22 protein-coding genes and 1 tRNA gene are annotated in these 20,601 nt (G+C 51.9%); 13 read left to right on the top strand and 10 right to left on the bottom strand.

Translation table 11 applies throughout. The features are described from left to right. The first annotated feature begins 123 nt into the window (after positions 1-123). Positions 124-597, top strand: coding sequence for an Lrp/AsnC family transcriptional regulator (locus BHQ40_RS16510; protein ID WP_070156933.1), 474 nt, complete (start codon positions 124-126; stop codon positions 595-597). A 68-nt stretch (positions 598-665) separates the two neighbouring features. Here the strand turns inward: BHQ40_RS16510 and BHQ40_RS16505 are convergent, their stop codons facing one another. After that, entirely contained in the window at positions 666-959 is a 294-nt protein-coding gene (locus BHQ40_RS16505) for a hypothetical protein (protein WP_070156918.1), read from the bottom strand. 428 nt (positions 960-1,387) lie between these two features. Here BHQ40_RS16505 and BHQ40_RS16500 point away from each other — a divergent pair, with 428 nt between their 5' ends. Then, positions 1,388-1,780: a hypothetical protein gene (locus BHQ40_RS16500; RefSeq protein ID WP_070156917.1), complete on the top strand. Its 393-nt coding sequence runs from the start codon at positions 1,388-1,390 to the stop codon at positions 1,778-1,780. A 152-nt stretch (positions 1,781-1,932) separates the two neighbouring features. On the opposite strand, the gene BHQ40_RS16495 is transcribed toward BHQ40_RS16500, so the two are convergent. Further along, positions 1,933-2,184, bottom strand: coding sequence for a helix-turn-helix domain-containing protein (locus BHQ40_RS16495; protein ID WP_216094895.1), 252 nt, complete (start codon positions 2,182-2,184; stop codon positions 1,933-1,935). Between the two features lie 817 nt (positions 2,185-3,001). Here BHQ40_RS16495 and BHQ40_RS16485 point away from each other — a divergent pair. Further along, entirely contained in the window at positions 3,002-3,310 is a 309-nt protein-coding gene (locus BHQ40_RS16485) for an SHOCT domain-containing protein (RefSeq protein WP_070156915.1), read from the top strand. A gap of 98 nt (positions 3,311-3,408) precedes the next feature. On the opposite strand, the gene BHQ40_RS16480 is transcribed toward BHQ40_RS16485, so the two are convergent. After that, on the bottom strand, positions 3,409-4,176 hold the full coding sequence (locus BHQ40_RS16480; protein ID WP_070156914.1) for a hypothetical protein: 768 nt from the start codon (positions 4,174-4,176) through the stop codon (positions 3,409-3,411). A gap of 249 nt (positions 4,177-4,425) precedes the next feature. Here BHQ40_RS16480 and BHQ40_RS16475 point away from each other — a divergent pair, with 249 nt between their 5' ends. After that, positions 4,426-5,010 carry a recombinase family protein gene (locus tag BHQ40_RS16475; RefSeq protein WP_070156913.1) on the top strand — a complete coding sequence of 195 codons (585 nt, stop codon included), beginning with the start codon at positions 4,426-4,428 and terminating at the stop codon, positions 5,008-5,010. 129 nt (positions 5,011-5,139) lie between these two features. Next, positions 5,140-6,237: a hypothetical protein gene (locus BHQ40_RS25790; protein WP_139139332.1), complete on the top strand. Its 1,098-nt coding sequence runs from the start codon at positions 5,140-5,142 to the stop codon at positions 6,235-6,237. A gap of 416 nt (positions 6,238-6,653) precedes the next feature. On the opposite strand, the gene BHQ40_RS16470 is transcribed toward BHQ40_RS25790, so the two are convergent. Beyond that, entirely contained in the window at positions 6,654-7,361 is a 708-nt protein-coding gene (locus BHQ40_RS16470; RefSeq protein WP_070156912.1) for a PEPxxWA-CTERM sorting domain-containing protein, read from the bottom strand. Positions 7,362-7,824: 463 nt separating this feature from the next. Between BHQ40_RS16470 and BHQ40_RS25785 the strand changes: the two genes are divergently transcribed. Continuing rightward, positions 7,825-8,301 (top strand): GIY-YIG nuclease family protein, encoded by a 477-nt coding sequence (locus BHQ40_RS25785; protein WP_139139331.1) that lies wholly within the window; start codon positions 7,825-7,827, stop codon positions 8,299-8,301. A 52-nt stretch (positions 8,302-8,353) separates the two neighbouring features. Beyond that, positions 8,354-9,010 carry a hypothetical protein gene (locus BHQ40_RS25780; RefSeq protein WP_139139330.1) on the top strand — a complete coding sequence of 219 codons (657 nt, stop codon included), beginning with the start codon at positions 8,354-8,356 and terminating at the stop codon, positions 9,008-9,010. On the opposite strand, the gene BHQ40_RS16465 is transcribed toward BHQ40_RS25780, so the two are convergent. Continuing rightward, entirely contained in the window at positions 9,007-9,228 is a 222-nt protein-coding gene (locus BHQ40_RS16465) for a hypothetical protein (protein WP_070156911.1), read from the bottom strand. The genes BHQ40_RS25780 and BHQ40_RS16465 overlap by 4 nt on opposite strands. Before the next feature lie 343 nt (positions 9,229-9,571). Between BHQ40_RS16465 and BHQ40_RS16460 the strand changes: the two genes are divergently transcribed. The 5 genes from BHQ40_RS16460 to BHQ40_RS16440 all read left to right on the top strand — a co-directional run bounded on the left by BHQ40_RS16460 (position 9,572) and on the right by BHQ40_RS16440 (position 12,370). Then, entirely contained in the window at positions 9,572-9,979 is a 408-nt protein-coding gene (locus BHQ40_RS16460; protein ID WP_070156910.1) for a hypothetical protein, read from the top strand. Next, positions 9,973-10,191 carry a hypothetical protein gene (locus tag BHQ40_RS16455; RefSeq protein WP_253183390.1) on the top strand — a complete coding sequence of 73 codons (219 nt, stop codon included), beginning with the start codon at positions 9,973-9,975 and terminating at the stop codon, positions 10,189-10,191. Before BHQ40_RS16460 ends, BHQ40_RS16455 begins: the two co-directional genes overlap by 7 nt. A gap of 339 nt (positions 10,192-10,530) precedes the next feature. Further along, entirely contained in the window at positions 10,531-10,854 is a 324-nt protein-coding gene (locus BHQ40_RS16445) for a hypothetical protein (protein WP_070156908.1), read from the top strand. A gap of 138 nt (positions 10,855-10,992) precedes the next feature. After that, the gene (locus tag BHQ40_RS26250; RefSeq protein WP_171905878.1) at positions 10,993-11,151 is read left to right on the top strand and encodes a hypothetical protein; all 159 of its coding nucleotides are present in this window, start codon (positions 10,993-10,995) and stop codon (positions 11,149-11,151) included. Between the two features lie 550 nt (positions 11,152-11,701). After that, positions 11,702-12,370, top strand: coding sequence for an SOS response-associated peptidase (locus BHQ40_RS16440; RefSeq protein ID WP_253183391.1), 669 nt, complete (start codon positions 11,702-11,704; stop codon positions 12,368-12,370). Between the two features lie 1,461 nt (positions 12,371-13,831). Here the strand turns inward: BHQ40_RS16440 and BHQ40_RS16435 are convergent. Then, positions 13,832-15,259 carry a hypothetical protein gene (locus tag BHQ40_RS16435; protein ID WP_070156907.1) on the bottom strand — a complete coding sequence of 476 codons (1,428 nt, stop codon included), beginning with the start codon at positions 15,257-15,259 and terminating at the stop codon, positions 13,832-13,834. Positions 15,260-16,305: 1,046 nt separating this feature from the next. Between BHQ40_RS16435 and BHQ40_RS16425 the strand changes: the two genes are divergently transcribed. Then, complete coding sequence (locus tag BHQ40_RS16425) at positions 16,306-17,514, top strand: tyrosine-type recombinase/integrase (RefSeq protein ID WP_070156905.1); 1,209 nt, start codon at positions 16,306-16,308, stop codon at positions 17,512-17,514. Positions 17,515-17,520: 6 nt separating this feature from the next. Here the strand turns inward: BHQ40_RS16425 and BHQ40_RS16420 are convergent. From BHQ40_RS16420 to BHQ40_RS16405, 4 genes are all read right to left on the bottom strand, one after another. Then, positions 17,521-17,607 (bottom strand) — tRNA-Leu (locus BHQ40_RS16420). 92 nt (positions 17,608-17,699) lie between these two features. Beyond that, on the bottom strand, positions 17,700-17,981 hold the full coding sequence (locus tag BHQ40_RS16415; protein WP_070156904.1) for an integration host factor subunit beta: 282 nt from the start codon (positions 17,979-17,981) through the stop codon (positions 17,700-17,702). Between the two features lie 250 nt (positions 17,982-18,231). Continuing rightward, positions 18,232-19,947, bottom strand: coding sequence for a 30S ribosomal protein S1 (gene rpsA / locus BHQ40_RS16410; RefSeq protein ID WP_070156929.1), 1,716 nt, complete (start codon positions 19,945-19,947; stop codon positions 18,232-18,234). Positions 19,948-20,118: 171 nt separating this feature from the next. After that, the coding region (locus tag BHQ40_RS16405) for a (d)CMP kinase (protein ID WP_070156903.1) at positions 20,119-20,601 on the bottom strand (483 nt) is incomplete at its 5' end.

The following is a 20,601-nucleotide window of genomic DNA, read 5'->3' as shown; positions in this document are numbered from 1 at the left end:
GCACCTCTGTCAGGCAGGCAGTCTATCGATTTCCCTCAATAGCATATTCCGTTATGCCATTATGGCTTATGATTGGCCGATTATTACGTTAGATTACCAATATGGAGGGTTATGATAGGCCAGATGACTTCAAAATTCGCAAATTACGGTCATATCGACCAATTCGATATCAGGATCATTGACCAATTGTCGCGCGAAGGCCGCATGACGGTCACCGAACTTGCGGCAAGGGTAGGACTTTCCAAGACGCCCTGCCAGGTGCGGCTGAAGCGCCTGATCGACGAGAAATATATCACTGGCTTCCGGGCGATCGTCGATCCGGTCAAGCTGGGCATGGACCATATCGCCTTTACGGAGGTGAAGCTGTCGGACACGCGGGAGGCGGCGCTGCAGGAGTTCAATGCGGCCGTGCGCAGGATCAGGGAAGTGGAGGAGTGCCATATGATGGCGAGCAGCTTCGACTATCTGCTGAAGGTCAGAACCGCCGACATCCGCAAATATCGCGCCGTGCTGGGTGAGAAAATCTCAAGCTTGCCGCATGTGGCGAGCACATCGACCTTTGTGGCGATGGAGGCGGTGAAGGAAATGGCGGGCTGAGACGCGCCGGCCGACCGGTGTGGGCGGCCGAATGTCAGGTTCAATGCCGGAGGATCAGTGCCAGAGGATCAGGCGAAATCCTCTTTGCCGACGATCAGTACCTCGACATGATCGGGCCGCCGCTTGGCTGCGCCGCCGCTGGCGCGGGTGGCGATATAGCGGCGGCGGATGGCGGTTTCGAGCCATTGCCGCCTGCCGCGCTCATGATCGATCAGGTCGCTGCTGGCGCCCTTTATCGCGGCGTTCATCGTGTCCTGGCTGATCTTCGCGACAATGTTGGAACCGTCATGGCAATCGATCCATAACGCGCCGTCCTTGGCGCGCGCATTCGCCCAATCGAATGTCAGCTTGATCCTGCCCACGCCAGCGCCCCCTGCCGATGACTGACAATATTGTTATCGAGACAATCTGCGCGGGCAAGGACAAGTTTGGAGGCGGAATGCCGCCGGAAATATTTCAATCACTTGTCTGGTGCGGACGGCGGGACTTGAACCCGCATTCCCTTACGGGAGGCGGATTTTAAGTCGTTGAATTTTGAATTCCGGGGAATTCCGAAGAGTGATGAAATAGGTTGAATATCAGTAGGTTGACCCTACCTTTCTTACCTAACTAGGTCCGGGTAATCACGGCATTTGCCGTGTAATCCCGGACTCATCTACACCAAAATTACACCAAGGATTGAGGGCAAAGGCGGCTTACGCCGACCCTAAGACAATAGTCTAACCGCCCTCAAAAGTTACACTTCGTCAACGAACAACCGGCAAGCCAATCGTGAAAGAGGTAGGCCATCATGATCGTTGTAACATCCGACAGTTCCCGCGCCCTCGTTAAAGCCCATATGTCAGGGTTCCTAAACCCTGACGAAGTTGAAGGCTTCAACGCCGACAAGGAAGCCGCTGTAGAGGCAATGGGGCTTCGGTCTGGCGAGTTCTACCTGCTGGTTGATACTTCCGATTGCATCATCCAATCGCAGGAGGTTGTAGCCGCCTTCATAGGTGCCGTGTTGAACACACGATACAAGTCGAAGCGCCTTGCCGTGGTCCGTCATGACAATCTTACCCGAATGCAGACCCGCCGCATCTTAATTGTAAGGGACGATACTGCTATGTTTGAATCCATGAAGGACGCTGAGGAATGGCTTTTCAGCGGCAACTCGGATCAAGCTTGGTGGGTTGCTGCTTAATTAGAAAATGGCCCGGCCGTCAAAGCAGCCTGTTCGCTGGGAAGGCCTTATCCCATCGGCCTTAAGAGACCGAATAGCAGCAACATCCACAGAAGGCTTACACCCCTATAGACGCCTTTGGCTTTTGCCTTAGCGACGCCTTTTCGCTGCGTTTAGCTATAGTCTGCGATCAACGCTGCGGCGTTGAGGCCCAGAAGGCGGGCAATATCGACGAGCTCGATGATATCTAGCCGCCGCTCGCCTTGTTCGTACTTGTTAACAAATTGCTGACTACGACCAAGCTGTTTCCCGAAGGCTTGTTGGCTAAGACCTTTGGAGTGACGCGCAGCAATTAACGCATCCAGCAGGGCGCGATATCTAGGATCGTGAACACCTGCCCCTTCAAATGTTCCCATCGCCGCCATGACACCTCTGTCACGACACTTGACGCTAACCCCAAGATAGGGTTTCGTAATGAAATTAGGGAATCACACGAAATCAGATGAGCAGGCTTGTTCCGACTAAGCAGAAACAATCAATGCTCGCGCGACCGCCAGTAACCGAAAGGGTCTTACGAAGTTCGTGGGATATTCATTCACTAATCCGGAGTGCAGCTAATGCGGACGATTCTTAGTATTGGATTGATTAGTTTAGCTGCGGTTCCGTGCAGCCCGGCTAGAGCAGATACGGCCCATTGGTCGGACCCTGATCCAGAGATTGCCGAATGCCACAAGCTAACGGATATCTACGCACAACTTGACTGTATGAAGGTCGCCTTCTCCCACGGGAAGGTTTGGACCATGCAAGAAATACAAGCCGAGACCGCTAAGCATGCGGAAGAGGTCGGGGCCACCGATAACAGGTCGGTAGGGGAAATCTCTGCTGACCAGGATTACCAGAGGGCCAAACAACGTTGGGACAGTGTTTCTAAGCGTGGGTGCTATTTGTCCGCCTACTGCTGAGGTTTTAATGCTGATCCCCTGCTGCCTTTTTAGTCTTTCACTAAGGTGATTTCACAGTCCGCCGATGGATGGCGTTCTGACCTGCAAGACCGATGACAAGAAGATCGCCGTGACAGAAGACCTATCGGGATCGACCGACAAAGAAACATACACCATTAATTAGTTATTACGGTTTCGAAACATGAGATGTTCAGGATGCGGGAAGGAAATACCCTTTCATGGCCAGGTATGCCCTTATTGCCAGCGGGATAAGGCAGGAGATCAAGGGGCCACTATCTTGGTGGGTTTCGGCCTGATCACTGGAGGCGGGTTAGGTTATCTCATGGCTGGTTTCCCCGGCATGATGATTGGCGGTTTCATCTGCGGCATAATCACCGCCGTGATAGGTGCGACGAATGCCCAGAATGGAGCGAAGACGCCGCCAAAGGTGCAAGCGGATATCGTGTCACCCACGCCTTCCAAACCTGCCGCTAGTGCCAATCCGAAGATCAAGGAGCGGCTGGTGGTTCTGGAGACGCTCAGGGAAGATGGTTTGATTTCGTCAGAGGAATATAGGGAGAAACGAAAGGCCATCATCGACGCGGTTTAGATGACGGTCGAACCTAGCATGGTCTTTCACCGCGCCCATAACGGCCAATTTCTACGTTTCTCAGGCATCTTAGTCTGAAAGGCACGGGTAAGAGCAGGCTAAACACTCCCGTCCGCTATCTGAGCCTCAACCAAAACGCTAATGGCATTAGTTACTGTGTTGATGCATTCCTGCAAACTGTAAAACGGCTTGGGCTGCTCCCTGGTGACTGGTTGAGCATGACGATGGAAATCTGCAACTGTCTTGATCCAGACTAATTTTGCCCCCTCTAGATCGGTTCGCTTTTTTAGATTGGATTCACCATTGCAAAGCCTCTTTATTGCCTCCACCGCCTTATATACAGTATAGAAGTTAGGCTCTTCATAATATAGTGGCATGCATTGCGACAACCATCGCTCAGACCGCGCCAATTTCAGCATATCTCTTATATACCTTGGTGAACTCCTATCCTCTTTTGGTTTTTTTACGCTTATCTGCACTGGAGAGCATCTTGTAAGTATGCATTTATTTTCTTCGTCAAAAAATTGATATATCGTCCCTACTTTCATCAAGCCGCAGCCGTTTGCAAGGTTTAAGCATCCAATACAATCATTGAGAAGCGCTTGCCCCAGGGCCTGCACCTCCTGCGCGTCGCTGGTCTGGTTCCAATCTTCACAAGCTAGGGCGAAGACCCCGCCCAAATTCATAACGAATGGGTCAGAGCGATCATCCCGACTTTCATTTAGCGCTGTATACAGGTCGGAGATGTCATCGGCATCCCCCTCAATCTGCACCGCCCATCTGGCGTTCTGGTCCTGTGGCAGTCGCCTGATAGCCTCGACCTCCAAAGTCTCGATAAGCCCCACCCACTCCATGCCCATGCCCATGCCCTTTCCAGATCAAACTGCTGATCACAAATTTCGATGAAAATTTGCGACGGGGCAATTTTAATAGACTCCGTGCTAGTCGGTAAGGGGCTTGCGGGGCCGGACAATTTGCACTGGTTCTTATCTTGAACCTAATGATCCACCTAGTTTTAGCTGCCGGTTCTGGATTAGAACATACCCTTGACTAATTATGCACCTAGCTAATAAATTTAGGGTAACTTATGATCGAGTCGAGGATCACCAACAGCTATGAGCCGTATTGCCTACTTCCGCGTATCCACCGGTGACCAAAGCATTGAAGCGCAGCGGGCGACCTTGCCCGGACCCTTTGACAAAGAGTTTTCAGATGAGGGCGTGTCCGGTGCTGTCCTGGCAGCGGATCGAAAGGGATTTGGCGCTCTTCTCTCTTATGTGCGGGAAGGCGACACATTGTATGTTGCCGCCATCGATCGCTTAGGCCGCGATGCTTTGGACGTGCAGGCAACGGTTCGCGCACTAATGAGCAAAGGCGTCACCGTTGATGTGCTTGGCCTAGGGCCGATTGCTAAAGGCGTGGGGGAACTCATTGTAGCTGTGCTGGCGCAAATGGCTGACATGGAGCGCAACCGCATAAGGGAGCGCTGTGAAGCCGGAAGAGCGGCGGCAAGGGCTTCCTTACTGGCAACAGGCAAGACCCACCGTGGCAAAGCCAGCTTGGGCCGTCCTGTGACAACGGATAGCGTCGCGCTTGTTGCTTGGCGGCGTGAGCACAAGGCCAGCATTAAACAGACCGCGATCCAATTCAATGTATCGGAAGCGACGGTGAAGAGGTGTTGTGCCGCTGCCTTGACTTAGGGGTATTGGCAACAAAAGCCCGCATCCAAAATAGCCTTACTCTGTCAGAACAGAATTCCCATTGCCGCCGGGTGTTTAGAAACGAAAGCTTTATAAAATAGCATAAACTATTTTTGAAAGAGAGTGGAAATGACTTTTGGCGTAAGCTTGTGGGGAAGAGAAGAAGGCCTAATGGTTACAATAGCGGATGCGCTTGTTACATCTCCATATGGTGACAAACCTCAAAGTATACCATCCTTACCGCTGCCAATAGGCTATATTGATAAACTGACGGCAGTCACTGATTTGGTCCAAAAAACCGCATTAATTAATAGCTCCCTTATGTTGACTTGGGGCGGAGATCGGCCGGCGGCGGAAAAAATAATTGAGCGCCTTCGAAAGCAGGCCCCGGCATATGGACGAAATGCCGGTCCGATATTAGATATGGTTAATGAAGAATTTGGAAGATACAATAATAGTTTTAAATCAAATAAAAAGAGGTCATTAAAATTAGTGGTTCATTTTAATCTCGAGGATGAGTTTTATTACGAGTCTTATGGAGTTAGCCGCTCTAAATGGGCGCCGTATTCTCGAGTTTTACTGTTCGGAGACGGTGAAGAAGATTTTTATCAATTAGCGATAGAAGGGTTCGACCCCAAAGAAGTTTTGGATAAGCCGGGACTGCTTGCGAACGCAGCGTCGCTCATAGGGATGGGGATTTTCCGGCAAGGTCAGAATGAATTTGGTTTAACAAACAAATGGGGAGGTGCTTTAGAAATCGTAAGCCGGGACAATGATGGATTTAGAAAAATCAATAATTTCCTGATGCAGGCCGTTCACGTTTACGAGGAAAATGGCCAAGTTTTGATTACTAAGAATCCGCAACATTATTTTCATACTTACCTTGGACATCACATGTACGCCTATGGTTGGGGCAACGCCAATAGGCCTCATTACGTTCGTCCGATTGGGCTAGAAGGTGAAGCGCCCCCGCCGCCCTCAGGCATCTTCCAACCAGACTTTGTTCTAGATATTTATATTCTCCACCCGCCATATGTTAGAGGCGATCATGATTATGAGATCGTCACAACATATAGCATGCATCCCCGCGCCTTCGGTGATATGTCATCTCAGAATAAAATTAAGGAGCGTGTGCGCTTAAGCCCGCAAGGAATGATTGTGTCATACGATAATGAAGAAATATTGGAGGCAGTACACCGAGTTATAGCCGATATTAGTCAAAAATAAGATCGAATACACGGGATTTATAAGCGAACTTCGTGTTGGAAAATTTAGCAATTCCGCAGATAAAATTAGAAATCGGGGCTATCAGTTCCGCGTCGCTTTTGAACATTCGAAATGCTAATAAGCGTGTCGCATTTGTTCCGCCTGGAGCAGTCAGAGCAAAATTAACTCTAAAAAGTAGAAGCCCTAGAACTATTGTATTTTATTTCCAAAGTAGTCCTCATTGACTAGAACCCTAATAATACTATCCTCACAGTATGAAATAATGTATACAAATATAAATATCATGCCAGAAGTGATTAAATCCCATTTAAGCGCCATGGAATGGCATTTAAATAATGCGACTGTCGGCTGCTTGATATTCACCGAGGTCGCTGTACGGCCCTCTATTAGGCTCTAATAGCAATTCTATTGTTCGATTAGTATCGGGATGGCACCGAATGCTTGTCAGCAGCGATTGTTTTCCTGCGGCGAAGCGCAATGCCTAGCCCGAAAAAGCCAGCGATCATCATAATCCAAGTTGAGGGTTCAGGGACAGCGCTGGTCAAATCGAACCTGCTCATCTGGAAATAACCCTTGGCGTACGACCCGCTTCCTTCTGAACCGAACTGGAATTCGCTTTGGGAGAAGGTATTCCCATCAGCTTTGAAGTGGACCGGCTCCTGCAAGCTAAGGGAATTAATCGCGCTTGTGCCTAGGGTGAAAAAATACATGTTGATGTAGGAAGGGCTTGCCAATTCCGAGATGTTAAACTCGACCTCATCGAAACCGCCATTATCAAGATAACGTAGACCAAATCCGCCTAGGTTGATGGATTGTTCTATACCATGAATTGACATGGTCGCCGTCATTGGGGCTGGCCCGCCCCAACCTAAGCTATAGCCTGAAACGTTCGAATATGTGGAGCCGTCTGTCACAGTGGAGTTAACGTTCACACTGCTGTTGAACAAGAACGATATCGTCGCATCAGTTCCATTGGAGAAAGGGCCGCCACCGAACGCGCCCTCATTGACGCCCCCTATTAGCTTTCCAGTGAAAATTCCCTTGGAGATATAGGCGTCAGCGTTTGCGGGCATCATGACCGCAAGGCCGAACAAGGTGCAGAATCTCAGTAACGTTCTTTTCATAGCTCAGACGCCCTCACGCTAACCTTATGTCCATTAGCATGCTCAGCGTGTTGATTGCACCTACTGGTGCCATATTGGATGCTTATCCGGAAGCGAACCCCTCGTTGAAAACGATCAAATAAAACATCATGGGGGCAGGGGCTGACTGACGCCGCACTTGCGCAATGATTGAACTATGCGCAGTAGGTCGACCAGTTAGAATATTATTTCAATGGATCAGTGGCTTCCTAACCGCCAAAGCCATGAGCGACAACAACTAGACTATGTTGATGCCAACATAGCTTCTGATGATGCAGTGAAGCTGTCGGCTGACGCTCCTTGATCCCTCAACATTCATTCTGGACTATGTTTCAGCTGGTATTCCGATAGTAAAGGCCCGTATGAAAAGGAGCACTGATCAATAAAGTTGTTGGCCCTGTGGCAAGGTTTAAAAGGTCGTTTCGCGTCCTAATCTGAGGCTAAAATGCTTATTAGAAATTATGGGTTGTTCTGGAGCCGAGAAAAAGTTTGGTGGGGCACCGGCGGCAAAGGCAATGCTGGATCACTATTAGGTAAGAAGCACGGCGCAAAACGTAAGGAGCCGGTCGACTTTAGGGATCAGCGAGGAGTATATGTGCTTTATGATGATACGTTTCGTATCATGTATATTGGACAAGCGGGCGGACGGGCAGATCAATGTCTGTTCCAGAGACTAAAGCAGCATCGCTCAGATCATCTTGCGGAGCGTTGGAAGTTATTCAGCTGGTTTGGAACAAGAGGTGTGACTGGTAAAAGTTTAGCTGATCATGATGATGTACGTCCTACGCCATCAGAAGCTTTAAACCATATAGAGGCAGTTTTGCTTGCCGCTACGGAGCCGCCTTTAAATCTACAGAGGGGACGATTTGGGGATGAAGTAGCTCAATATTTGCAATTTCAATCTGAGATTGAGGATGAATAACTTGGAAAAGAGTTAATCTCTAATTGAAAATAGGTAATGCGTTTAACGGGAGATGGAATTGATTTCATTACAGCATGAAAACATTAATCTGACAGAGCATGGTTCTTACGAAAATGCTTACAACGGCGGTAGTGGGGTTCTGCTTCCAGACTTGCATGCTGCAACAATTGGTCGATTTATCGGTGCCACCTCATATCTCGAAGCCAGCTTGTATGGCGCTGTTTCAGCTTTAGCAAAAATCCCCCACTTGACCGCTACTAGATTGATTGCTGAACCTGGCGTTAGCAAATTGGTCGAAATCTTAAGAGCCTTGGCAAAAGATATTGAGCTTGATGAGGTGCAAGGAAAGCGTCTGGAAGAAGTGAAGCGTTTGGTGAGCTATATAAATGCGGTGAGGTCACGAGTTGCCCACAGTCTCCCTGACTGGAGCGATCAAATGCTCCGCTTCAATAAGTCGGGATTCTCCAAACACCTGTACGACTGGGAAAAATATATATTTCCGGTATCGTTAAAATGCCTAAATAATCTTGCTAGTTTCACTGAAATACTTTCGAATGCGGTGTATCAATTTGCGCACAGTTCGGAAACAGATTCGAAAGGTGACGATGCCTGGATGTTGCTTGCTGGTTTTGCTGATGCCCATACTTTGCCTGCTGATCCAAACCAACTGTTAGGAGTTCTAGCTAATACTGGGCATGGACGACGCTAGTGATGACGATGCATACTTTCTTCGGCGATAATGGGCTCGCTTCCATAAATGCTGGCGTACACTTTTAAGATGATACCTATATCATTGCGAACAAACTTTTTATTTTGCTCCTCGATACCTTCTGCATGGCAAATCGAGAAAGCCTTTTCCCGGTAGAGCAGTGTTAGAACCTGGGCGGACCTGATGCCCGACGCTTCCCGCGCATCCTTCTTTTGCACCTTTGATCGCGTAGGATCAGAGAAAACCCTGTTTAATTCCTTTATCAACGCGGGAAGGTTCACGGCCCTTGGCGGGCGCTCAGCCAGCTCCCATTCTCTGATATACGCGCCAGAAGATGACGTTCCTGTCTAATGCTGACAGCGTATAGGTAGGCTAGGGGAAACCGAAGCGCATAGCTTGGTTCGACTGGCCTTTCCCGTGAGACCTCCACAGCCTCATCCAGAGCGCACAACGCCTTGAAGGTCAGATGGTCACGGGTGAATCGCACGCCCACGACCTATCAAATGTTCGTATTATGTTCTATAGCGGCTATCCCCTGATTCGGATGAAGGAGACGCCACCATGCTTGCTGCTGAACAGCCTACCCTCGCATCACATGGGGGCGAACCCTCCGACAGGTTCAAGGACATCAATGCTTTAGCGATTACCGGCGACCAACTTACCCGCGCTTTCTACACAGATGGCATGGCAGAGGACCGGCTGGCTGTCTTACGGGCCTATGCGGAACGTGAAGGCCTCACGCCTGTCGGTGTAGCAGCTAGAGCACTATCCATGAGGATGGGGCTTGTAGGCGACTTCCTTCATGGTCCCGGCATCCCCGATGCCGAATGGAACAATATGATGGAGGCCATTGCACGGGTGCGGATCGTCGATGACGAAAACGCCGTACCCATTGGCGACACTAACATTTGCTTTGATGAATCCCAGTTTGAGCAACTGTTGGCGTTCGCCAAAGAGCTTCCATGGTGACCATTATGACCATGACACCACCAGACGGGGCAAAGCCGCTACGGGATGCGGTGCGGGCGATCTATGAGGCTGTGTACCCCAGCGACGAATGGGCACCGGTTGACTTTGAAGAAGCCGAACGCCACGACACCGTGCATTACAGGAATGCTTTAACGGCTGCGCGATCCGCCAGCATGCTGCTTTCCGACAGCGGCGACGGCAGGCTGCTGTGATGGACCATGAGCCGCTACGAAGATGGCTTGCGCATGGCGACCAATATCTTTGAGGCGGCGGCCTATCATCATACCATCAAGGTCGAATGCGGGAAGTGCAGGCACGTCAACTATTTCCAACCGCATGGCCTTTGGTGGCGGTTCCAGAGGAAGGGTTGGGACGACGATTTCCGGAGCGCCAAGGACAGGCTCTATTGCTGGGATTGCTGGAAGAGATTGAAACGCAAGGTTCGGCCTACGCGCATTGAAACGTGCAAGAACCCGCCCAAGCTAAAGCTTCCCTTGCCTGATGAACGCGAATGGAAGCGGGCGCTGAACCGATACAGAGGATGAGCTATCATGATGGATGCCAGAGACACAGAAATCAGTGAACAAGAGCGCGCGATCGTCAAGGCTTCTTTAGGACCGATCATGGCGGCGCTGGCGGGACAATCGGAGAATGGGGTGGTAACCGCCAGCATGGTGTCGCGCGTGCTGGCGTTCGCCCTGGCAACGGTGATTGAATCCGATGATGATTTGTCGACACCAAGGGAGTTCAGGCAAGCCGGGGATTATATCGGCAAGCTAGTGGCCCATCATGTCAGGCAGCTACGCGAGGAAGCCGACAATACCGGCACGTCCTTCATGGCTGACGTTGTGAGCGGTAGGACACGACGGGATTAGGCATCCCACCCCACATTGTAGGGGCAGGCCATCAAGCATAATATCTGCAGGTCCTTCGAGACCTCGCTTCAAAGGACGGGCAGGAGGCTACCCGCACCCTATGCCTCCTGCCCATAGCGTTACCTCAGGGAGGATAAAATGCCAGACATGATTGACCGCGCCTATTATGAGCGCAGAGCAAAAGAGCAGATTGAAATGGCGGAGAAATCCACCGACGCATGCGCCAAGAGGACGCATCTCATCCTTGCTGCGGAGTATCGCGAGAAGGCTAACGGCTCCGGTGCAAAGGCAGCCTAGTTCCGGGAGAATGGCAATCCAAGGGTACGCCGTGGTTTGTTAATAGCCCTGGGTCGAACTGCTTGCGCCGCCATATCCTGCGCTTTGGAGAAACTTGGTTCGTCGGCAGCAAGCTTGTCCAGGTCTTTCGCTCTTTGTTCATTATCCAGCATAAGCATAGTTATCCACAGCTAACATAAAACTGTCCACAGGATAAATAGCGTACGTATATGCATATGTATCGCTTTCCTTAACGCGTGGGACTCAACTCTCCCATAGCCATTGATCACCTTTGACGGAACCTTACGCCACAAACGTATTAACCATAATCTTCCTAACTTATATTAAATATTATTTGCAGGTTTGGCGATGACAGAAGAGAAGTTAGCGTCCTCCGTGAAGCAGTGGACAGACGAAGAGCTATTGGACGCATGGAAATCGGCGACAGATGAAGAAACAGAGAACCCATCTGATCTTTTAGACGCCGTAATAGCTGAAATGGGAAGGCGGCAGATAAGCTTTTGAACAGTTTCACGTAAGCTTTCGCCCCATACAACTTGACTTGGCGCTTGTGCAGTTCTGTCATGGCAACATGTGCAACCTCTACACAGCCAGGAAGTCCGCAGCGGAAGTAGCCTCTTGGTTCAATGCCAAGATACCTGCTGCCTTTAACTCCCCCGATGAAACAGTGCCCGGCTATCCCGGCATGGTAGTGCGCGAAGAGGCTGGCCACCGTATCCTCCAATCAATGACCTGGGGATTCCCGCTTCCTCAAAAGAGCAAGCGCACGGGCCTGCCCATCAAACCCTTGCCCGTGAATAACGTAGCGGACCTTACAAAGCCCATGTGGCGAGGAATAGCGCCTAAGACCCGCTGGCGCTGCCTGATACCCGTGACAGCCTTCGCAGAAGCAGAGGGCGAAAAGGGCAGGAAGACGAGAACATGGTTTAGCGTCAAGGGCCAAGAGCTATTTGCATGGGCAGGCTTTTGGCGCGAGAGTGTGGAATGGGGGCCGGTCTACACGGGCCTCATGACGGACTGTAATGATGCCATAAGGCCGGTCCACGACAGAATGCCGGTACTCTTACATCTTGATGAACATGATAGCTGGCTGCATGGTACAATCGATGACGTGATAGCCTTCCAGTATCGTTGCTTCCCAAATGAACTTATCGAAATGCAGCGGACCAATGATCCGTGGATCAACGGAAAAGGTGCGGACCTTATTCAATTAATATAGTCGTAGGTTTTTATCGCCAATCTAGCATCTCTTGTAACTGCATCTTAATTATAGCCTACAAGGCGTTTTAAGACATGACGCGAGGGCATTTTCGTATTTTATCTACCCGTGTAGCCAAAAAAATTTGAAGCTCTGGCGGGCTTCTTTCAACCAAGGTAATGTCTTATTTGGGTGGTTTGCGGAATGGCAGGTTTTGAGCTTAGATTACGCGTAGCTGACAAAGGGTGCGCCGTGCTCAATTGGTTCTCACGTAAAGATGCTTCGACGCCCGATATCGATGAACTTCGAAACAGAGCGGTCGTCGCATGGATCAGGACGTTTCCAGTAGAACAGAGACTTCAAGATTTTTTGTCGTCAGTGCCGCCAGCGCTTCGTGATGACGTCAGAGCCTCAGCAAACAGGATTTGTGACGCGGCTAGTGCATATCTCGAGAAGGCAGCGGGCGTTGGAGTTGTGGATTTAGACGAGTTTTACCCCCTGCTAGAAGAGCATCTCAAAGATAGGTTTCCGTGGATGAACGATCCAGCATTTGCCGCGCTCCGTTCCTTCACTGGTTGGTATGCTTGGCATGAAGGCTACTCAGCGAACGGGCAATAGCATGCCCCTAAGCACGTCGAGTTTTGAGGTCGCCATACTGGGTGCCTAGTGTCGCAAGATGGTCGTTAGAGCTCCGTGCGGGCATGTTCGATCAAAGCGTTGCATCGCTGGAATAAAGGTGAATCCCAGTCCAAACGGTCAGTGCAAACGCGACTGAGTGCATTGATTGAGCCTCGTTGCGGGCGACCGTCGGCCTCAAGGGTTTGAACGAGCGGCTCCAGCGCGCTGAGCAGAGAGTATTCCACACTTCCAGAGCCTGAACCCGATGCACGCAGCGCCGCAACCAACCGTCGAGCATCCTGAAGGAGATCATCCATGCCTAATCGTAACGCCATCCAGAATGTCTGCAACCGGAAAGAGCGGCGGGGGTTTTACCGGCCGGAATTGGTCGAAAGCGGCTGCGGATGCAGAGACATAACGGAAGCACAGCGAGACACAGTTGCAGATTTTGCAATCGCCCTGCCTCTGTTCGCACTTGCAGCAAATTCCTGACAACGTTATCAGATGGCCTTGCCTTTCAGGCATCCTCTCCTAAACTTTTCGAAGGGCTGGTCTTTGGATCAGCCCTATTTTTTATCTTCATTCGATATATCAAGCGCCCGCTGTGACCTTGCCCAAAAGATAATTTGGAGTGGTGTCGCCGGTAGGCCCGGCAATGGCGAGGAACCAGCGCGGGGGATTGAGCCAGATCATAGCCTGTGCTCTCCCCCGCTTAACATCTATCGGCAAACATTTAATCTGACGCCCTTAGAAGCACCATACAGAGATCTAATTTCCATTTGGCTGCCTGAGTGCCAAACTTACCTAAAACCTCTGTATGGCCGTTAAAACGCCTCTAAATCAAATATTAGTTTACGCGGTACATTATTTGATACTTATACCCGGTCTTGCATTTAGCCGTTTGTAAAATGCCCAGGACAATGCCGCTTGCGCTTCATGGGCATACAGGGACGGAACCAGCAGGGAATCATGCAATGGCAAAGCGGGTATCCCCTTCTCGAGGCAAAGCTCATTCATCGCATCAATCAAAATACAGCTTTCAATATACTGAAAATCCCCCCATCGCCACTTCGATACAGGCCAATCAGAAAATATCGTAAGCTCTTTCATTATCTGATTATGAACTTGCTGGTATGGATAATCCTCTTGTAATACACGGCCTTCCGTCAATTCATTCTCAGTATATTTCTTTTTAATATCCGCAGTCCAGTATTTGTGAAACTTATTGTGCCCTAGTGTCATCGTAACCCAACTTTTGACAATGTCTCTGTCCAGTCCGGGAACGTGATATGGGTCGTCGGATTCATTCAACGGTATCCCCTTGAGAGCGTACAGTATCCGCAGGTGGCTCCCCTTAAGGTCAACCTCAACAAGCTGCTGACCATTGATAGTGATCATCTGCCTAAATGGCTCATCAGGTTTTTTGGGGTTCTGCTTATGCGGGATGTTTTGGTAGCCGCCGCCTCGACAGTATAGACGACCGCCTTTGTCCCAGCCGTATGGAGAGGCCAAGTCGCCATCACTGAATATCCGATGCAGACCGCGATACAGCCGCTGCGGCTGGATATCTTGCTTCGACAGAAATGCATTAAGTGCGTTAACTTCGTCAGCCAAGTCCGCAACCTTCGGACAAGATAGAGGGACCGCCATAGGAACACTCTCCACCTTCTCGCGTCGATAACCCTTATAACGCGCCTTGGTCGAAGAATTGAGGAGAATAGGCTTTGCTACCCTGGCTGGCGCTGGGCGATAGCCAAAATGCGGCTCCCAATCGAGAGGAGATACTCCTAAGTCCGAACACAATAGCCAAAGCTCGATAGAGGGCCTAAATTGCGTTGAAGTTCGAGGATCGTCCGTCGTCGGCTTTGTCGGGCATGATCCGGGCGTGACACTCAGATATCCAGCCTTGACCATTGCTTTCACAACTCTTTGAAACGGCCTATGCCCAATGGGTTGGTCCGTGAACTCGGCAGCATTCATCGGCCTGTAGGCGTAGCCGTTCGCATCGCCATCTACAGCTTCGAGCAAGCAAGGCAGGATTGTCCCTAGAGCCTTGCTCAAGCCCGCCTGCCGGGGCTTAGCGCCAAGCCAAGGCTTCATCTGAGAGATAAGGTGATCCACTAAGGCAACTGCCTCGTCGGATATCGGCATTCGTTCCAAGTCAAGGTATACGGATTTGTGGTTGATCCCGATATCTCGCATCGGATCAAGCAGTGCCTTTAAAAAAGCCTCGTCACCTGAACTTAATTCGAACTTATTGACAATAACATTGTAATTATGCGTAACATTCATTCAAATATACTCCTCTGTTTTTACATACAAATAATCCTTTCTCGGGATTTTCCCGCTATGAGTTCGACAAAACGTTGTACTTATAGTTCTCTTTCCTCCTCCTCTTTCTCCATGTGCCTCTTTCTCCTTCTTTTTTTAGAAAGAATTGGAAAGGCTTGAGGAGAAAAAATCAGAATATAAGAATAAAGAATCTGAGTGATGTTTCTATAGGCATCATTCGGATCATTTGTGGGGCGGCTTCTAGCGCCACGCCTACGGATCGTCAAGTATAGATTGAAAAAAGTGAAATATTGGCTGAATTCTGCGGATATTTTATCGATAATCAACTTAATTCAACTTCAATTATTGGTAAGCAAAACAGCATTTACGAATGTTAAGTAAGCGCTAATGCTGGACTTAACAAAGTTAAACACTTCAACTTCCGGAGTTTAATTGGATCAATTATGAGTTTCGGACTTCGAAAATATATGTCTGATTTATACAACCAGATTTAAGCATTAGTGAGAAGGCGGCGGGTCAACAAGGTTCAGCGCTCAATGCGACAAGGGCAAAGGCGTCGGGCCCGATGAAAAGGCTCGTTGTCATTACCGTTGGCGTTGCGGAAAATAGGCCATGCTACCTTTTGCCAGCCACAAAGCCTTCCAAACCCTCGATGGGGTAAAACCGTCTGCGGCCTAAAAGGAGGCTAGGCGGCCCTTTCCCAAGCCTATCCCAGTCAACCAATGTACCTAAGCCTATCCCGAGGTACTCTGCTGCGGCTTTTCTATCCAACCTTCCATCATATGTGATCTTCATTCCGGGGTACTTCTTTCTCACTTCATGTCGCTCCTTCATCAAATATCTTCCTATATCACCTGCTACACTGATTAAAGAAATCTAGTATAGTAACAGTACTACCTATTTAATTTCTTCCAAAATGCTGAATAACAAGGCAATAAGCGAGATATATAGGACGCGGATTGGCGGCGTCAATGGTGTTCATCTTGACTATATTGACGAGATGTTCGATAGTAACTTGCGACTCAGCAGGATGGCAGGGAAAATCAGTGTCAATCAGGTTTCAGAAGCTTACGCGCCCGGCCATCAAGTCACTGGCATCAGGTGCAAAGATCACAGAGCATGGGATTACGGCTGAGAAACTGGCCAACGGAGACGTGCGCTATTCCGTAAACGTCATGGTCGATGGGGCACGGATTCATCGAGCGCTGGGAACGGCGAGCGCGGGTGTGACCAGAGAGCAAGCTGAACGCTTCATAGAGGCTGCTAGGACAAAAGCGCGGGAAGACAGGTTGGACCTGCCTAAGGGACGGAAAGCGCATCGCAGCTTCAAGGATGCCGCGAAGGCCTATCTTGAGCGCTTAGAGGCAACGGGAGGGAAAAATATTGGGGACAAGCGTCGCCATTTGGACGACAGGCTTGTGCCGCACTTTGGTGCGTTGCGCGCGGATAAGCTTACTGAGTTCGGCGTTCAAAGCTACGCCAAGAAGCGGCTAGATGCCGGTTTCAAACAAGCTACAGTCAACCGGGAATTGGCCACACTTAGCCACATGATGAATCGATTGGTGGATTGGAAATGGATCAAGAAAGATGACCGCCCCAGGATAGCCAAAGGCGAAGAGCCCCGAAAGCCTATCGTGGTTATGAGCGACATACACATTGAGGCGCTTATGACTGCGGCACTCAAAGATCATGATGATCGCTTATGGCTGTTTGTGGCATTCGGCCTAAACACCGCGATGCGGCATTCCGAGATTGTTGCGACAAGGTACGACCAGATCGATTTCGAGTCGCGCCGCATATTCATCCCCTTAGCTAAAGCCGGGGAGCGGGAGCAGCCGATAACCCCCACGCTGGCAGATGCTTTGAAGATTCAACGGGAGAAGGAGGACGACAAGTGCGGCTACATATTCCCGCCTTCGAGGCCGTCGAAATACCTACACAGGCAGAGCATGGGGAAGCAATTTCTTAGAGCCGTTATTAATGCTGGCCTGAGCCCGCAGAAGGTCACGCCACACGTTATGCGGCACACCGCTATCACGCGACTGGTCAAGGCGAAGATCGACTTGCCCACGATTCAGCGGATAAGCGGGCACAAGACGCTGGCGATGGTGCTGCGCTATGTCCACATTCATGGGAATCATATCGATGAAGCCATCGCGCGAATCGATACTGGCATGGCTGCAGCATTACACCAATCCTACACCAACCCACCGTCTGTCGGTTCCCCCAGGGAATGTAGCTCTCTAAGTTATTGAAAAGACTGGTGCGGACGGCGGGACTTGAACCCGCATTCCCTTACGGGAGGCGGATTTTAAGTCCGCTGCGTCTACCGATTTCGCCACGTCCGCATCCCGGCCGGAGTACCGGCCGCGCAGATGCCAGTGAAGCGTTCGGCTCCAACCGTCAAGCAGAGGTCGTCAAGGAGGAGAAGGGGGAAGCGTCAGCCTTCGTTGAGGCGTTCGCGCATTTCCTTGCCGGGCTTGAAATAAGGGACGCGTTTCGCCGAGACCGGGACAGCTTCCCCAGTGCGCGGATTGCGGCCCGTCCGCGCATCGCGCGAACGTGTCGTGAAGGCCCCGAAGCCACGCAGTTCCACGCGGCCGCCCGATGCCAGTTGATCGATGATTTCGCGAAAGAACAGATCAACGATCCGTTCTATTTCTTGCAGTGTCAGTCCCTGATTATCTTCGGCCAGCTTCTGAACGAGTTCGGATCGGATCATTGCCCCTCCACTGCGCACACGACACCCCCACGCTGTCATGTTCATTGTCTTTTAACTAAAAGTGCAGGGCATGACAATCACGCTATTAGCCAAGACTTGTCCCATTAATTCAATATTTTGCTATTTGGACTGCTAAAGTCGTCATAATTGATCCGTTTCGGGTCAAAATGAAAGGCCCGCCCTATCCTTTAAGATAGGGCGGGCCCGGTAAGTATCGAGTCTGAAACGACTCAGATCATGCAGTAAGCGATCAGCCTTCGTTCTTGGCCTTCAATGCTTCGCCAAGAATGTCGCCGAGCGAAGCGCCGCTGTCGGACGAGCCGTACTGCGCCACAGCCTGCTTTTCTTCCGCGATCTGCAGAGCCTTGACCGAGAAGTTCGGCTTCTTGGCCCGGTCGAAACCGATGACCATTGCGTCGAACTTCTGACCGACCTGGAAGCGGTCGGGGCGCTGCTCGTCGCGGTCGCGGCCAAGGTCGCTGCGCTTGATGAAGCCGGTCGCGCCGTCTTCGCCGGCCTGAACTTCCAGGCCGCCGTCGCGGACTTCAAGAACGGTGACCGTGGTGATCGCGTTCTTGTTGAGGCCGGAGCTGGACGAGGCGCCAGCGCTGCCAGCGGCCGGAGCGCCACGCTCAAGCTGCTTCATGCCAAGGCTGATGCGCTCCTTCTCGGTGTCGATGTCCAGAACGATCGCCTGAACGGCCTCGCCCTTGCGGTGCAGGTTGAGCGCGTCCTCGCCGGAGATACCCCAGGCGATGTCCGACATGTGGACCATGCCGTCGACGTCGCCGTCCAGACCGATGAACAGGCCGAACTCGGTGGCGTTCTTGACTTCGCCCTCGACGACCGAACCGACCGGGTGCTTCTCGGCGAAGCTGTCCCAGGGGTTCGACTGGGCCTGCTTGAGGCCGAGCGAAATGCGGCGCTTGTCCTCGTCGACTTCCAGGACGATCACGTCGACTTCCTGGCTGGTGCTGACGATCTTGCCCGGATGGACGTTCTTCTTGGTCCAGCTCATCTCGCTGACATGGACCAGACCCTCGATACCGGCTTCCAGCTCCACGAAGGCGCCATATTCGGTGATGTTGGTGACGCGGCCCGACAGCTTCGCGCCGACCGGGTACTTGGCGCTCGCGCCTTCCCACGGATCGCTCTCAAGCTGCTTCATGCCCAGCGAGATGCGCTGGGTGTCGCGGTTGATGCGGATGATCTGCACGCGGACAGTGTCGCCGATGTTGATCATCTCATTGGGGTGGTTGATGCGCTTGTAGCTGAGGTCGGTGACGTGCAGCAGGCCGTCAATGCCGCCCAGATCGACGAACGCGCCGTAATCAGTGATGTTCTTGACCACGCCCTCGATGACCTGACCCTCGTGCAGGGTCTGGATGAGGCCGCTGCGCTGCTCGGCGCGGGTTTCTTCCAGAATGGCGCGGCGCGACACGACGATATTGCCGCGGCGGCGATCCATCTTCAGGATCTGGAAGGGCTGGGGGATGTCCATCAGCGGGGTGACGTCGCGCACGGGGCGGATATCGACCTGCGAACCCGGAAGGAACGCCACGGCGCCGTCGAGGTCGACAGTGAAGCCGCCCTTGACGCGGCCGAAGATGACGCCTTCGACGCGAGCATTTTCGGTGAACTCGCTTTCCAGCTTGTCCCATGCGGCTTCGCGGCGGGCGCGGTCGCGGGACAGCATCGCTTCGCCATGGGCGTTCTCGACGCGATCGACATAGACTTCGACTTCGTCGCCGACCTTCAGGTCAGCCTTCTGGCCCGGCATTGCGAATTCGCGCAGCGGCACGCGGCCTTCGCTCTTGAGGCCCACGTCGATGACGGCCAGGTCGTTTTCGATGGCGGTGATGGTGCCCTTGACCACGCGGCCTTCGAAGCCGCCGTCCTCGCCACCGAGAGAATCATTGAGAAGCGCCGCGAAATCATCACGCGACGGAAATGCCGTAGAGGCCATAAATATGTGTCCTTCGTCGTCATTGCTGGCCGGCCGGTTGTCTCCGGCGGTCTTTGGCCAAACCGCCCAAACGGCCGCATGCCGCCTGGGCATTCGCCGGGAAATCCGTGCCGGAACGCGCCATGCCCGAAAAGCGAAAAGGGCGCTTCGAAACCCGAAGCGCCTTGACGGTCACCCTTTGCGATGACGTTCCAGTTGCGCGTCCACAAGCGCGATCGCCCGTTGAACGGCCGCGTCTATAGCCAAATCGCTGGTATCTAGCAAGTCTGCGCCGTCCGCCTGGATGAGTGGGGCGTTGGCCCGTCCCATGTCGCGCGTGTCCCGCGCCTCTATTTCCGCGACGATGCTTTCGATGTCGGCGGCGACGCCGCGCGATTCCATCTCCAGCGCGCGACGGCGGGCGCGTTCGCGGGCGCTGGCGGTGATGAACAGCTTGGCGTCCGCATCCGGCGCGATGACCGTGCCGATATCGCGCCCGTCGAGGACGGCGCCGCCATCCTGATTGGCGAAGTCGCGCTGCCGCTGGACGAGCGCCGCGCGCACCGCGCCATGAACGGAGACCCGTGACGCAAGCGCGCCCGTGGCCTCAGTGCGCAGGTCCGGATCATCGAGCAGCGTGTCGTCGAAATAGCAGGCGGCGAGGGCGTTCTGTTC

It is taken from the genome of Sphingobium phenoxybenzoativorans (genome assembly GCF_001757355.1).
GTDB lineage: Bacteria > Pseudomonadota > Alphaproteobacteria > Sphingomonadales > Sphingomonadaceae > Sphingobium > Sphingobium phenoxybenzoativorans.
Note: the sequence above shows the minus strand (reverse complement) of the source record. Positions and strands in the feature narration are given on the sequence as shown.